This window comes from Streptomyces sp. CoH27 (assembly GCF_020181035.1).
GTDB lineage: Bacteria > Actinomycetota > Actinomycetes > Streptomycetales > Streptomycetaceae > Streptomyces > Streptomyces camelliae.
The window spans coordinates 1-13317 of the sequence record NZ_JAIQYY010000017.1 but is presented as its reverse complement, the minus strand read 5'-3'; the positions used below and the strand labels follow the sequence as shown (position 1 = coordinate 13317).

General features: G+C 71.4%; 11 protein-coding genes and 1 pseudogene. 4 read left to right on the top strand and 8 right to left on the bottom strand.

Going from position 1 to position 13317, the window contains the following annotated elements; genetic code table 11:
- Nucleotides 1-116: 116 nt before the first annotated feature.
- Nucleotides 117-719 carry a uridine kinase gene (locus LE548_RS27285; RefSeq protein WP_225099774.1) on the bottom strand — a complete coding sequence of 201 codons (603 nt, stop codon included), beginning with the start codon at nucleotides 717-719 and terminating at the stop codon, nucleotides 117-119.
- 160 nt (nucleotides 720-879) lie between these two features.
- Here LE548_RS27285 and LE548_RS27280 point away from each other — a divergent pair, with 160 nt between their 5' ends.
- Entirely contained in the window at nucleotides 880-1284 is a 405-nt protein-coding gene (locus tag LE548_RS27280) for a hypothetical protein (RefSeq protein ID WP_225099611.1), read from the top strand.
- Nucleotides 1285-1342: 58 nt separating this feature from the next.
- Here LE548_RS27280 and LE548_RS27275 read toward each other — a convergent pair whose 3' ends face one another.
- From LE548_RS27275 to deoC, 3 genes are read right to left on the bottom strand one after another with little or no spacing between them, the layout of a single operon-like run.
- On the bottom strand, nucleotides 1343-2227 hold the full coding sequence (locus tag LE548_RS27275; protein ID WP_225099610.1) for an aldehyde dehydrogenase family protein: 885 nt from the start codon (nucleotides 2225-2227) through the stop codon (nucleotides 1343-1345).
- Nucleotides 2220-3656 carry an aldehyde dehydrogenase family protein gene (locus LE548_RS27270; protein ID WP_225099609.1) on the bottom strand — a complete coding sequence of 479 codons (1437 nt, stop codon included), beginning with the start codon at nucleotides 3654-3656 and terminating at the stop codon, nucleotides 2220-2222. Before LE548_RS27270 ends, LE548_RS27275 begins: the two co-directional genes overlap by 8 nt.
- Nucleotides 3657-3661: 5 nt before the next feature.
- The gene (gene deoC, locus LE548_RS27265) at nucleotides 3662-4621 is read right to left on the bottom strand and encodes a deoxyribose-phosphate aldolase (protein ID WP_225099773.1); all 960 of its coding nucleotides are present in this window, start codon (nucleotides 4619-4621) and stop codon (nucleotides 3662-3664) included.
- A 147-nt stretch (nucleotides 4622-4768) separates the two neighbouring features.
- On the opposite strand from deoC, the gene LE548_RS27260 reads away from it, so the two are divergent.
- Nucleotides 4769-5449, top strand: coding sequence for a PH domain-containing protein (locus LE548_RS27260; protein WP_225099608.1), 681 nt, complete (start codon nucleotides 4769-4771; stop codon nucleotides 5447-5449).
- 85 nt (nucleotides 5450-5534) lie between these two features.
- Here LE548_RS27260 and LE548_RS27255 read toward each other — a convergent pair whose 3' ends face one another.
- From LE548_RS27255 to LE548_RS27245, 3 genes are all read right to left on the bottom strand, one after another.
- Nucleotides 5535-7181, bottom strand: coding sequence for a phospho-sugar mutase (locus tag LE548_RS27255; protein ID WP_225099607.1), 1647 nt, complete (start codon nucleotides 7179-7181; stop codon nucleotides 5535-5537).
- Nucleotides 7182-7247: 66 nt separating this feature from the next.
- A complete protein-coding gene (locus LE548_RS27250) occupies nucleotides 7248-8072 on the bottom strand; it encodes a purine-nucleoside phosphorylase (RefSeq protein ID WP_225099606.1) in 825 nt (274 codons plus the stop codon).
- Between the two features lie 177 nt (nucleotides 8073-8249).
- Entirely contained in the window at nucleotides 8250-8687 is a 438-nt protein-coding gene (locus LE548_RS27245) for a gamma-glutamylcyclotransferase (protein WP_225099605.1), read from the bottom strand.
- 116 nt (nucleotides 8688-8803) lie between these two features.
- Here LE548_RS27245 and LE548_RS27240 point away from each other — a divergent pair, with 116 nt between their 5' ends.
- Both LE548_RS27240 and LE548_RS27235 read left to right on the top strand, forming a co-directional pair.
- Entirely contained in the window at nucleotides 8804-10252 is a 1449-nt protein-coding gene (locus LE548_RS27240; protein ID WP_225099604.1) for an NAD(P)H-quinone dehydrogenase, read from the top strand.
- Nucleotides 10253-10418: 166 nt separating this feature from the next.
- Complete coding sequence (locus tag LE548_RS27235) at nucleotides 10419-11354, top strand: DeoR/GlpR family DNA-binding transcription regulator (protein ID WP_225099603.1); 936 nt, start codon at nucleotides 10419-10421, stop codon at nucleotides 11352-11354.
- Nucleotides 11355-11549: 195 nt separating this feature from the next.
- Here LE548_RS27235 and LE548_RS27230 read toward each other — a convergent pair.
- Nucleotides 11550-13317: pseudogene (locus LE548_RS27230) on the bottom strand (biotin carboxylase N-terminal domain-containing protein); the annotation flags it as partial.

The following is a 13317-nucleotide window of genomic DNA, read 5'->3' as shown; positions in this document are numbered from 1 at the left end:
GGGGTGCCACTGGGGGGTGGCCCGAGGGGGGAACACGGGGGAAAACGGGGGAGCAGGAAGCGGGACTGGAAGGCTGGGGGGCCTCTCCAGTCCCGCTTTGCGTTTCCGTACGGCGGTTACGCCGCCGTCTGCTGCCGCGTCTGCCGTCCCGCCGCCGCTGCCGCCAGCCGGCCCAGCGCCTCGTCGCGATCGCACGGATGCGCACCCAGCGAGACCTGGCGGGCGACGATCGACCGCTCCGACCGCATCAGCCGCCAGCCGCGCCGCAGCAGGAACGGCACCGACTTGCGGCCCTCCTTCAGGTCCCGCGTGAAGCGGCGCCGGAAGGTGGTGAGCGGGCCGCGGCTCAGGCACAGCGCGTCGGCGAGCAGGCCCCGTTCGCGGACGCGCTCGACGATCTCCGCCGCGAAGATGCCTTCGGCGATGAACAGCGGGGTACGGCCGATGTCGAGCGTGTCCTCGCCGGTACGGGCGCTCAGCGCGATGTCGTACACCGGCACCGGCGTCGAGCCCGTGGCGCACAGCCGGGCTATGGCCTCGATCGCGACGTCCGCGTCCCACGACTCAGGATGGTCCCAGTCGATGTCCGAACTGCCCGCCACCAGCGGCAGGGTCGGGTCGTCACCCTCCTTGTAGAAGTCGTCGAGGCGCAGCACGGGAAGCCCGGAACGGGCGGCGACGAGTGACTTGCCCGAACCCGAGGGACCGCACAGCAGCACGACACGGGCGGGGACCGGAGGATGAATGCTCACGGAACACCAGTTTGACGCATGGGGGGCGTCCTGCCGACCCCGCGGGTCGGCTTTTGAGCGTGACTCCCGCCTCAACTACCCTACGTGTCGACAGCGTTACCCTGCGCACCAGAAGGCGGCACCAGCGATGGCCCGACAGACCACCCCTCAGCACCCCGTCGCGCAGCGCGCCCTGATCGCCCTCGCGACCGCCGGAGCGGCCCTGGGCGCGGGCGCGGCGACGGCCCACGCGGACTCCGCCGCCCAGCTGGTGGAGGTGCCGTGGCGCCCGACCTCACTCGGCAAGACCGACCCGGAGGCGGGCCTGACGGTCCTGACGGGAACGGTCGGCCACGTCACCGGCCCGGTGGCGGGCCTGAAGCCGAATCCACTGGCGGGCACGGGCGTTGACCCCCTGGACAACGGCGTGGGCACACAGGTCGCCGACTTCAAGCCGGTCGCTTCGCAGATGCTGACGGCACCGGTGACGGGGGCGCGGTCGCTGGGGGCGGTGCCGGGGGTGGGGCAGGTTCTCGGGGTTCTGGGCCACTGAAGCGCCCCCGAAAGGGGCGCAGGGCTGCGTTCAGCACGCGGCTCCCGCGCCCCCTCCGTCAGTACGACGACCCGGACGCGCCCAGCGACCCCGTCGGATGCCACACGGTCTTCGTCTCCAGGAACGCCGTCATCCGCTCGATCCCGGGCGTCTCGAAGTGATCCACAGCCTGTGGACGCAGGACGCGCTTGAGGTTGTCGGCCGCGGCGACCTCCAGCTCCTTCGCGAGCACCTCGTCCGCGCCCGCGAGGTCGATCGCGTTGACGTCCTGGTGCGCGGCCAGCGGAGCCGCGAGCTCCGCCGTACGGCCGGACAGGACGTTGACGACACCGCCGGGGACGTCGGAGGTGGCCAGGACCTCACCCAGGGAGAGGGCGGGGAGCGGGGACTTCTCGCTCGCGATCACGACCGCCGTGTTGCCGGTGGCGATCACCGGGGCGACGGCCGAGACCAGGCCCAGGAACGACGACTCCTGCGGGGCCACGACAGCCACCACACCCGTCGGCTCCGGCGAGGAGAGGTTGAAGAACGGACCTGCGACCGGGTTGGCGCCGCCGATCACCTGGGCGATCTTGTCGGTCCAGCCGGCGTACCAGACCCAGCGGTCGATGGTCGCGTCCACGACCGCCGCCGCCTTCGACTTGGACAGGCCCTCGGCGTCGGCGACCTCGCGCACGAACTGGTCCTTGCGGCCCTCCAGCATCTCCGCGACGCGGTAGAGGACCTGGCCCCGGTTGTAGGCCGTCGCGCCGGACCAGCCGCCGAACGCCTTGCGCGCGGCCACGACCGCGTCCCGGGCGTCCTTGCGGGAGGACTGCGGAGCGTTGGCCAGCCAGTTGCCCTTGGAGTCCGTCACCTCGTACACCCGGCCGCTCTCGGAACGCGGGAACTTCCCGCCGACGTACAGCTTGTAGGTCTTGAAGACGCTCAAACGGTCAGACATCGAGGTACGCCTCCAGGCCGTGGCGGCCGCCCTCGCGGCCGAAGCCCGACTCCTTGTAACCGCCGAACGGCGAGGTCGGGTCGAACTTGTTGAACGTGTTGGACCAGATCACTCCCGCGCGGAGCTTGCTCGCCACCGCCAGGATCCGCGAGCCCTTCTCGGTCCAGATGCCCGCGGACAGGCCGTACTGCGTGTTGTTCGCCTTGGCGACCGCCTCGTCCGGGGTGCGGAAGGAGAGGACGGACAGCACCGGGCCGAAGATCTCGTCGCGGGCGATGGTGTGCGCCTGGGTGACGTTCGTGAAGAGCGTCGGGGCGAACCAGTAGCCGCTCTCCGGGAGTTCGCACGCAGGGGACCAGCGCTCGGCGCCCTCCGCCTCGCCCTGCTCGGCCAGTGCGGTGATCCGGGCCAGCTGCTCGGCGGAGTTGATCGCGCCGATGTCGGTGTTCTTGTCCAGCGGGTCGCCGAGACGGAGGGTGGAGAGCCTGCGCTTCAGAGCGTCGAGCAGCTCGTCCTGGATCGACTCCTGGACCAGCAGACGGCTGCCCGCGCAGCAGACCTGGCCCTGGTTGAAGAAGATGCCGGTGACGATGCCCTCGACGGCCTGGTCGACGGGGGCGTCGTCGAAGACGATGTTGGCGCCCTTGCCGCCCAGTTCGAGGGTGAGCTTCTTCTGCGTGCCCGCGACCGTGCGGGCGATCTCCTTGCCGACGGCCGTGGAGCCGGTGAAGGCGACCTTGTTCACGTCCGGGTGCGCCACGAGGGCCGCGCCCGCGTCGCCGTAGCCCGGAAGGATGTTGACGACACCCTTGGGCAGGCCCGCCTGGCGGCAGATGTCCGCGAAGAACAACGCCGACAGAGGGGTCGTCTCGGCCGGCTTCAGGACGACCGTGTTGCCCGTCGCCAGCGCCGGGGCGATCTTCCAGGCCAGCATCAGGAGGGGGAAGTTCCAGGGGATGACCTGGCCCGCCACGCCCAGCGGCCGCGGGTTCGCGCCGAAGCCCGCGTGGTCCAGCTTGTCGGCCCAGCCCGCGTAGTAGAAGAAGTGGGCCGCCACCAGGGGCAGGTCGGCGTCCCGGGTCTCCTTGATCGGCTTGCCGTTGTCCAGCGTCTCCAGGACGGCCAGCTCACGGCTGCGCTCCTGGATGATCCGGGCGATGCGGAACAGGTACTTGGCACGCTCGGAGCCCGGCAGCGCGGACCACTTCTCGAACGCCTTGCGGGCGGCCTTGACGGCGCGGTCCACGTCCGCCTCACCGGCCTGGGCGACCTCGGAGAGGACCTCTTCGGTCGACGGGCTGACGGTCTTGAACACCTTGCCGTCGGCGGCCTCCGCGAACTCGCCGTCGATGAACAGGCCGTAGGAGGGGGCGATGTCGACGACCGAGCGGGACTCGGGCGCGGGTGCGTACTCGAATGCGGATGCCATGGTGATCAGTCCACCGTCACGTAGTCGGGGCCGGAGTAGCGGCCGGTGGCCAGCTTCTGACGCTGCATCAGCAGGTCGTTCAGGAGCGAGGAGGCGCCGAAGCGGAACCAGTGGTTGTCCAGCCAGTCCTCGCCCGCGGTCTCGTTGACCAGGACCAGGAACTTGATCGCGTCCTTGCTGGTCCGGATGCCGCCGGCCGGCTTCACGCCGACCCGGACGCCGGTCTGGGCGCGGAAGTCCCGTACGGCCTCCAGCATCAGGAGGGTGTTGGCGGGGGTCGCGTTGACCGCGACCTTGCCGGTGGAGGTCTTGATGAAGTCGGCGCCCGCGAGCATGCCGAGCCAGGAGGCGCGGCGGATGTTGTCGTACGTGGACAGCTCGCCGGTCTCGAAGATGACCTTCAGCCGGGCGGTGTCGCCGCAGGCCTGCTTCACGGCGACGATCTCGTCGTACACCTTCAGGTACTTGCCAGCGAGGAACGCGCCCCGGTCGATGACCATGTCGATCTCGTCGGCGCCGGCGGCGACGGCCTCGTGGACGTCGGCCAGCTTCACGTCGAGGGCGGCACGGCCGGCCGGGAAGGCGGTGGCGACGGAGGCGACCTTGACGCCGGAGCCGGCGACGGCCTCCTTGGCGACGGCCACCATATCGGGATAGACGCAGACGGCCGCCGTGGTCGGGGTCGTCCGGTCCGTGGGGTCGGGATGGACCGCCTTGGCGCCGAGCGCCCGGACCTTGCCCGGGGTGTCCGCGCCTTCCAGCGTCGTCAGGTCGACCATCGAGATGGCGAGGTCGATGGCGTACGCCTTCGCGGTGGTCTTGATGGAACGGGTGCCGAGAGACGCGGCCCGCGCCTCCAGGCCGACCGCGTCGACGCCGGGCAGCCCGTGCAGGAAGCGGCGCAGCGTGCTGTCGGACGCGGTGACGTCGGCGAGCGCGTGTGCTGTGGGTGCGGTAGAGGGCATGGTCACCAGACGAGCATATCTACGCGCGTAGCGGATGTATACCCCTGGGTCCCTCCGGCTGCTCATCTCTCACCCCGGGGTCACGGATGAGCACCGGCCGTCGGGGTACGTGAGCCGCCGGTGGTGGTGTCGTGCAGAATCGGGGCCATGACGACCCCGGACCACCAGTCACCCGCGTCGCCCGTCACGAAGGACCGGATCTACCGCTCGCCCATGGCGCTCGTGGGCGGCGTGCTGCTGCTCGCCGTCATGGCCTGGCTGGGCTTCGACGCCCTGTTCAGGGGACACGGCCGTACGCCGTGGCTGGCGCTCGCCGGGATGATCCTGGCCGTGCCGCTGGTGGTCGCCTTCACCCTGCGCCCGGCGGTCTTCGCCGGCGAGGACCGGCTGCGGATCCGCAACCCCTTCCGCGTGATCAGCCTGCCCTGGGGCGAGATCGCCTCGCTGCGCTCCGGCTACTCCAACGAGGTCGTCGTCAAGGCGGGCGGCAAGTACCAGCTGTGGGCCCTGCCGGTCTCGCTGCGGGCCCGCAAGAAGGCCCAGACGCGCAGGGCGCGCGCGGCTGCGGACGCGGCCCGTGGCAGCCGCCCCGGGGGGCACGGCTTCGGCGGCCTGGGCGGCCTCGGCACCGGCTCCGGCTCCGCTCTCTCGACCGGCCCGACCCGCGCGGAGACCGACCAGGCCATGGACGACCTGCGCGAGCTGCTGGAGCGGCGCGGGGAGGCGGAGTCGGCGCAGGGGGAGATCAGCGTGCGCTGGGCGTACGAGGTGCTCGCGCCGGCGGTGGCGGGTGCGGTGCTGCTGGCGATTCTGTACGTCACGGGGTGAGTCGGGCCGCCGTGGGGGAGGCCGGTGCCCGTAGGTGTGAGAGGGGGTGCCCCGGACGCCGGGGCACCCCCTCTCGTCGTACGGATCAGATGCCGGCGGCTGCCGACAGGTCCCGCTTGATCGCGGCGAGGAGCTCCGTCGCGCGGGCGTGGGCGGCGGGGAGGCCGGCGTGGCCGGCGACCGGTACGACGACCTCCAGGTAGCACTTCAGCTTGGGCTCGGTGCCGCTCGGGCGGACGATCACCCGGGCGCCGTCCAGCGTGTAGCGCAGGCCGTCCGTGGGAGGCAGCTGCTCCGTGCCCCGGGTCAGGTCCTCGGACCGGGTGATCGGCAGGCCGGCCAGCTCCGTCGGCGGCTGTTCGCGCAGGCGGCGCATGGCGTCGGCGATCAGGGACAGGTCCTGGACGCGGACCGAGAGCTGGTCCGTGGCGTGCAGGCCGTGCTCCACGGCGAGGTCGTCGAGGAGGTCCAGGAGGGTGCGGTTCTCCGACTTCAGCAGCGAGGCCAGCTCCGTGATCAGGAGCGCCGCCGTGATGCCGTCCTTGTCGCGCACGCCCTCGGGGTCCACGCAGTAGCCGAGGGCCTCCTCGTAGCCGTAGCGCAGGCCGTCCACGCGGGCGATCCACTTGAAGCCGGTCAGGGTCTCCTCGTAGGGCAGGCCCGCCTTCTCGGCGATGCGGCCGAGGAGGGAGGAGGAGACGATCGACTCGGCGAACACACCGGTCGCGCCCCGGCGGACCAGGTGCGCGGCGAGCAGCGCGCCGACCTCGTCGCCGCGCAGCATCCGCCAGTCGGCGCCGTCCCTGACGGCCACCGCGCAGCGGTCGGCGTCGGGGTCGTTGGCGATGACCAGGTCCGGGTCCGTGGCGCGGGCCTGGGCGAACGCCAGGTCCATCGCGCCCGGCTCCTCCGGGTTCGGGAAGGCGACCGTCGGGAAGTCCGGGTCGGGGTCGGCCTGCTCGGCCACCAGCACCGGCTCCGGGAAGCCGGCCCGGGCGAACGCGGCCAGCAGGACATCCTTGCCGACGCCGTGCATCGCCGTGTAGACCGTGCGGGCGGTGCGCGGGGAGCCGGGGGCCAGTACGGCGTCCGTACGGGCCAGGTAGGCGTTCAGGACCGACTCGTCCAGGGTTTCCCAGCCGGACTCCGGACGCGGTACGTCGTGCAGGCTCGCGATCGCGTCGATCTCGGCGGCGATCTCCGCGTCGGCGGGCGGCACGATCTGGGAGCCGTCGCCGAGGTAGACCTTGTAGCCGTTGTCCCGGGGCGGGTTGTGGCTGGCGGTGACCTCCACGCCCGCGACCGCGCCGAGATGCCGTATGGCGAAGGCGAGGACAGGGGTGGGGAGCGGGCGGGGGAGGACCGCCGCGCGCAGCCCGGCGCCGGTCATCACGGCGGCGGTGTCCCGGGCGAAGTCGGCGGACTTGTGGCGGGCGTCGTAGCCGATGACGACGAGGCCGGCCCCCTTTTCCTCGTGGAGGGGCTCCTGCTTCTTGAGGTACGCGGCGAGGCCGGCGGCGGCGCGGATGACGACGCTGCGGTTCATGCGCATCGGGCCCGCGCCGAGTTCGCCTCGCAGGCCGGCGGTGCCGAACTGGAGGGTGCCGGAGAACCGGGCCGACAGTTCGTTCACGTCACCGGCGTCGATCAGCTTGGCCAGTTCGTCGCGAGTCTCCTGGTCGGGGTCCTCGGCGAGCCAGGCCTTGGCCTTGCTGATGAGATCGTCGTGCACCTTGGGATCAACCTCTCCTCGTCATTGCTGGGGGGTCCGCCCCCGGACCCCCGTCTGCCCACCCGTTTACAGCTTGCCCAGCACCCGGCCCAGCAGCTCCCCCATCCGTGCGGCGGAGTCGCGGCCCGCCTGGAGGACCTCCTCGTGGTTGAGGGGTTCGCCGGTCATGCCGGCGGCCAGGTTGGTGACCAGGGAGATGCCGAGGACCTCGGCGCCGGCCTCGCGGGCGGCGATGGCCTCCAGGACCGTGGACATGCCGACCAGGTCCGCGCCGATGACACGGGCCATGCGGATCTCGGCCGGGGTCTCGTAGTGCGGGCCGGGGAACTGGGCGTACACGCCCTCCTCCAGCGTCGGGTCGATCTCCTTGCACAGGGCGCGCAGGCGGGGGGAGTAGAGGTCCGTCAGGTCGACGAAGTTCGCGCCGACGATCGGGGAGGTCGCCGTCAGGTTGATGTGGTCGCTGATCAGGACCGGCTGGCCGGGGCGCATGCCCTCGCGCAGGCCGCCGCAGCCGTTGGTGAGGACCACCGTCTTGCAGCCGGCCGCCACGGCGGTACGGACGCCGTGGGCGACGGCCGCCACGCCACGGCCCTCGTAGTAGTGCGTGCGGCCCAGGAAGACCAGGGCGCGCTTGTCACCGAAGGAGTACGAGCGGATCTTGCCGCCGTGCCCCTCGACGGCCGGCGGCGGGAAGCCGGGCAGCTCGGTGACCTGGAACTCGGCGTCGGGGGTGCCCAGGGCGTCGACGGCCGGAGCCCAGCCGGAGCCCATCACGAGGGCGACGTCGTGGGTCTCGGCGCCGGTGAGTTCGCGCAGGCGCGCGGCGGCGGCGTCGGCGGCGGCGTACGGGTCGCCCTGGATGTCGTCCGGAAGAAGAGATGCGTTCACGCCGACGAGGGTAGCTCCTCTTCGCCTACGCGCGTAGATGACAGACGTCACGGGATGGCGATCGTTGTCTTGTCGTTTCCGACGAAAGCAGCGACACGAGGGACAGCTGGGAGCAGCTGGGGTTATAGGCGGCAGCTGTGAGTCCGCTGTGGCCGGCAGGGGCGCACTCCCTCATGCTCAGCAGGGGCGCTTGCGGAGTTCCATCACGTAGTCGTGCGGTGCGCCCGCCGATTCCGCCGCGTCCGCGATCTCGCCCAGATAGCGCGCCGAGGGCAGGCCGCCCTCGTAACCGTCGAGGACGTACGCCCAGGCCGGCTCCTCGCCGTCCAGGGTGTGCACGCGCACGCGTGCGCGCCGGTAGATGCCGAGGCCCACGCCCACCCACCGGTCCAGCGACTCCTCGTCCATGGGTGCGATGTCGTACAGGGCGACGAAGACCTGCGCGAGCGGCTCCTCGACAAGGGTCGCCAGCGCGCCCTCCCAGCCCAGCTGCTCACCGCCGAACGTCAGCCGCCAGCCGTTCAGCCAGCCCGTGGCGCGCAGCGGGGAGTGCGGGGCGCGGCGGGACATCAGCCGGGCGTCGAGGTTGCCGGCGTACGCGGCATAGAGCGACATGGAGAGAGAGTACGGCAGGGCGCGACGGGAGGAACGTCCGTCACTCGTGCCCCGGGAAGCTCCGCGGACACTCCCGTGCGCCCCCGGGGCAGTAGCACCTTGAAGCGTGCGGGACAATGGAGTACGTGACTCGGATCGTGATCATCGGTGGCGGACCCGGCGGATATGAAGCGGCGCTGGTGGCCGCTCAGCTCGGCGCGGAGGTGACCGTCGTCGACTGCGACGGTCTGGGCGGAGCGTCGGTGCTGACCGACTGCGTGCCGTCGAAGACCCTAATCGCTACGGCCGAGGTCATGACGACCTTCGACTCGTCGTACGAAGAGCTCGGCATCATCGTCGCCGACGACACCCCGCCGCTGGAGCAGGCGGCCCGGGTGGTCGGCGTGGACCTGGGGAAGGTCAACCGCCGGGTGAAGCGGCTGGCCCTCGCCCAGTCGCACGACATCACCGCCTCCGTCACGCGCGCCGGCGCCCGGGTCATGCGCGGACGTGGCCGGCTGGAGGGCATGCAGGCCCTCGACGGGTCCCGGAAGGTCGTCGTCACCGCCGCCGACGGCACCGAGGAGACCCTCACCGCCGACGCCGTCCTCCTCGCGACCGGTGGTCACCCCCGCGAGCTGCCCGACGCCCAGCCCGACGGCGAGCGCATCCTGAACTGGACCCAGGTCTACGACCTCACCGAGCTGCCCGAGGAGCTCATCGTGGTCGGCTCCGGTGTGACCGGCGCCGAGTTCGCCGGCGCGTATCAGGCGCTGGGATCCAAGGTCACGCTCGTCTCGTCCCGGGACCGCGTGCTGCCGGGTGAGGACCCGGACGCGGCCGCCGTGCTGGAGGACGTCTTCCGGCGCCGTGGCATGAACGTCATGGCCCGCTCCCGCGCCCAGTCCGCCAAGCGCGTCGGCGACCGGGTCGAGGTGACGCTGGCCGACGGCCGGGTCATCAGCGGCTCGCACTGCCTGATGGCGGTCGGCGCCATTCCGAACAGCGCCGGGCTGGGGCTGGAGGAGGCCGGCGTCAAGGTGCGCGAGTCCGGGCACATCTGGACCGACAAGGTCTCCAGGACCACCGCCCCCGGCGTTTACGCGGCCGGTGACGTGACCGGTGTCTTCGCCCTCGCGTCCGTCGCCGCCATGCAGGGACGTATCGCCATGTACCACTTCCTCGGCGACGCGGTGGCCCCGCTGAACCTCAAGACGGTCTCCTCCAACGTCTTCACCGACCCCGAGATCGCGACCGTCGGCTACACGCAGGCGGACGTGGACGCGGGCAAGATCGACGCGAGGGTCGTCAAGCTCCCGCTGCTGCGCAACCCGCGCGCCAAGATGCAGGGCATCCGCGACGGCTTCGTCAAGATCTTCTGCCGGCCGGGTACGGGCATCGTCGTCGGCGGCGTGGTCGTGGCGCCGCGCGCCTCGGAACTGATTCACCCCATCTCGATCGCCGTCGACAACAATCTGACGGTCGAACAGATCGCGAACGCGTTCACCGTGTACCCCTCCCTTTCGGGGTCGATCGCGGAGGTGGCCAGGCAGCTCCACACGCGCAAGGCGAGCGCGGAGGCCTGACGGCCGGTTCCGACTTCCCGCTGGTCACGGGGAGTTGTCGCCCGTGCGTACGGCATAGTCGGGGCGGATAGGTCCTATACCACTTCCCGCCCCGCCATGCGAACAACTTCTGTTATTCGGCGCAAACTGCTGAAAGCAGACGGTCGCTGGGGTTACTGTCAGTTTCGTGTTCGCTGCTGAACGTCGCCAATTGATCCTCGAAATGGTGCGAGCGAACGGTGCCGTGTCGCTCCGTGAGCTCGCCCGCGTCGTCCAGACCTCCGAAGTGACCGTACGGCGGGACGTGCGGGCACTGGAGGCCGAAGGACTCCTCGACCGCCGGCATGGCGGTGCGGTACTGCCGGGCGGGTTCACGCGAGAGTCCGGCTTCCCGCAGAAGTCCCATCTCGCGACCGCCGAGAAGACGGCCATCGCCGACCTCGCGGCGGGATTCGTCGAAGAGGGCGAGGCCATCGTCGTCGGGGCGGGTACCACCACGCAGGAGCTGGCTCGCCGGCTCGCGCGGGTGCCCGGCCTGACGGTCGTCACCAACTCCCTTCTGGTCGCACAGGCGTTGGCCCATGCCAACCGGGTCGAGGTCGTGATGACCGGCGGCACCCTGCGCGGCTCCAACTACGCCCTCGTCGGCTCCGGCGCGGAGCAGTCCTTGCAGGGGCTGCGCGTGTCCAAGGCCTTCCTGTCCGGGAGCGGGCTCACCGCCGAACGGGGGCTCTCCACGTCCAACATGCTCTCGGCGTCCGTCGACCGGGCGCTCGTGCAGGCCGCCGCGGAGGTCGTGGTCCTCGCCGACCACTCCAAGCTCGGCACGGACACGATGTTCCAGACCGTGCCGACGGATCTCATCACCCGGCTGGTCACCGACGAGCCTCCGGCCCATGACGACCGCGCCGGCACGGAGTTGCAGGCCCTTGCCGACCAAGGGGTGCAGATCGCTGTGGCCGGGGCGAACGGGGCCCCTCCGGGGGGTGAGCAGGCCCCGGCACGGCGCGCGTCCCTGCCGGGGCCTAGGCGGGGGGTTCCTGGAGGCGGGTTGCGCGGGGTGCTGGGGGAGCAGCCGGCGGGGGCGGAGCGGGGGCGCGTCGCTGATTTGCGCCGGCGTTGAGAGTGCCTGTTCGCCGTAGGGCTTGGGGTCGTCGGGCGGGTGCGGGTGCTGTGCGGCTGGTCGCGCCCACGCGGCCGAGCCGCAGATCAGACACAGCCCCGCGCCCCTGAGTCGGCTGCCCCGGACGAGCTTGAAAAGCTGATGCCCGGCAGACCGAAGCAGTCGGTCCACCGGGCGTCGCTCAGACTCTTGCCGTCAGTCCTTGATCTCGCAGATCGCCGCGCCCGACGTGATGGAGGCGCCGACCTCGGCGTTCAGGCCCTTGATGGTGCCCGCCTTGTGGGCGTTCAGGGGCTGTTCCATCTTCATGGCCTCCAGGACGACGATCAGGTCGCCCTCGTTGACCTCCTGGCCCTCCTCGACCGCGATCTTGACGATCGTGCCCTGCATCGGGGAGGCGAGGGTGTCGCCGGAGGCCACCGGGCCGGACTTCTTGGCCGCGCGGCGCTTGGGCTTGGCGCCCGCCGCGAGGCCGGTGCGGGCCAGGGACATGCCGAGGGACGAGGGGAGGGAGACCTCCAGGCGCTTGCCGCCCACCTCGACGACGACCGTCTCACGGCCGGTCTCCTCCTCCGCCTCGGTGTCGGCGGGGGCGGCGAAGGGCTTGATCTCGTTGACGAACTCGGTCTCGATCCAGCGGGTGTGGACCGTGAAGGGGCCGTCCGAGCCGGTGANCGAAGGGCTTGATCTCGTTGACGAACTCGGTCTCGATCCAGCGGGTGTGGACCGTGAAGGGGCCGTCCGAGCCGGTGAGTTCGGGGGCGAACGCCGGGTCCTTGACGACCGCGCGGTGGAAGGGGATGGCGGTGGCCATGCCCTCGACCTGGAACTCGTCCAGGGCGCGCGCGGCCCGCTGAAGGGCCTCCTCGCGGGTACGGCCGGTCACGATCAGCTTGGCCAGCAGGGAGTCCCACGCCGGGCCGATCACGCTGCCGGACTCCACGCCCGCGTCCAGACGGACACCGGGGCCCGAGGGGGCGTCGAACCTCGTCACCGTGCCGGGGGCCGGCAGGAAGTTGCGGCCCGGGTCCTCGCCGTTGATGCGGAACTCGAAGGAGTGGCCGCGCAGGGGCGGGTCGTCGTAGCCCAGTTCCTCGCCGTCGGCGATGCGGAACATCTCGCGGACCAGGTCGATGCCGGCGACCTCCTCGGTCACCGGGTGCTCCACCTGCAGGCGGGTGTTGACCTCCAGGAAGGAGATCGTGCCGTCCTGGCCGACCAGGAACTCGCAGGTGCCCGCGCCCTCGTAGCCGGCCTCCCGCAGGATGGCCTTCGAGGCGCGGTACAGCTCGGCGATCTGCTCGTCGGTCAGGAACGGCGCCGGGGCCTCCTCGACCAGCTTCTGGTGGCGGCGCTGCAGCGAGCAGTCACGCGTGGATACGACGACCACGTTGCCGTGCTTGTCCGCCAGGCACTGGGTCTCCACGTGCCGGGGACGGTCCAGGTAGCGCTCCACGAAGCACTCGCCGCGGCCGAAGGCCGCCACGGCCTCGCGGACCGCCGACTCGTACAGCTCCGGGACCTCCTCCAGGGTGCGGGCGACCTTCAGGCCACGCCCGCCACCACCGAAGGCCGCCTTGATCGCGATCGGCAGGCCGTGCTGCTCGGCGAACGCCACGACCTCCTCGGCACCGGAGACGGGATCCGGGGTACCGGCCACCAGCGGGGCGCCGGCACGCTGGGCGATGTGCCGGGCGGCGACCTTGTCACCCAGGTCACGGATCGCCTGCGGCGGCGGGCCGATCCAGACCAGGCCCGCGTCCAGCACCGCCTGCGCGAAGTCGGCATTCTCCGACAGGAAGCCGTAGCCGGGGTGGATCGCGTCCGCACCGGACTCGCGCGCAGCGTTCAGGACCTTCTCGATGTCCAGGTAGCTGGTCGCCGGTGTGTCACCGCCCAGGGCGAACGCCTCGTCGGCCGCGCGGACGTGCAGCGCGTCCCGGTCCGGGTCGGCGTATACGGC

Excerpts from the sequence above, each read along its gene's own strand:
- deoC (WP_225099773.1), bottom strand. The coding sequence starts at position 4,621 with ATGCCCTCTACCGCACCCACAGCACACGCGCTCGCCGACGTCACCGCG.
- LE548_RS27270 (WP_225099609.1), bottom strand. The coding sequence starts at position 3,656 with ATGGCATCCGCATTCGAGTACGCACCCGCGCCCGAGTCCCGCTCGGTC.
- LE548_RS27275 (WP_225099610.1), bottom strand. The coding sequence starts at position 2,227 with ATGTCTGACCGTTTGAGCGTCTTCAAGACCTACAAGCTGTACGTCGGC.
- LE548_RS27240 (WP_225099604.1), top strand. The coding sequence starts at position 8,804 with ATGGAGTACGTGACTCGGATCGTGATCATCGGTGGCGGACCCGGCGGA.
- LE548_RS27260 (WP_225099608.1), top strand. The coding sequence starts at position 4,769 with ATGACGACCCCGGACCACCAGTCACCCGCGTCGCCCGTCACGAAGGAC.
- LE548_RS27245 (WP_225099605.1), bottom strand. The coding sequence starts at position 8,687 with ATGTCGCTCTATGCCGCGTACGCCGGCAACCTCGACGCCCGGCTGATG.
- LE548_RS27280 (WP_225099611.1), top strand. The coding sequence starts at position 880 with ATGGCCCGACAGACCACCCCTCAGCACCCCGTCGCGCAGCGCGCCCTG.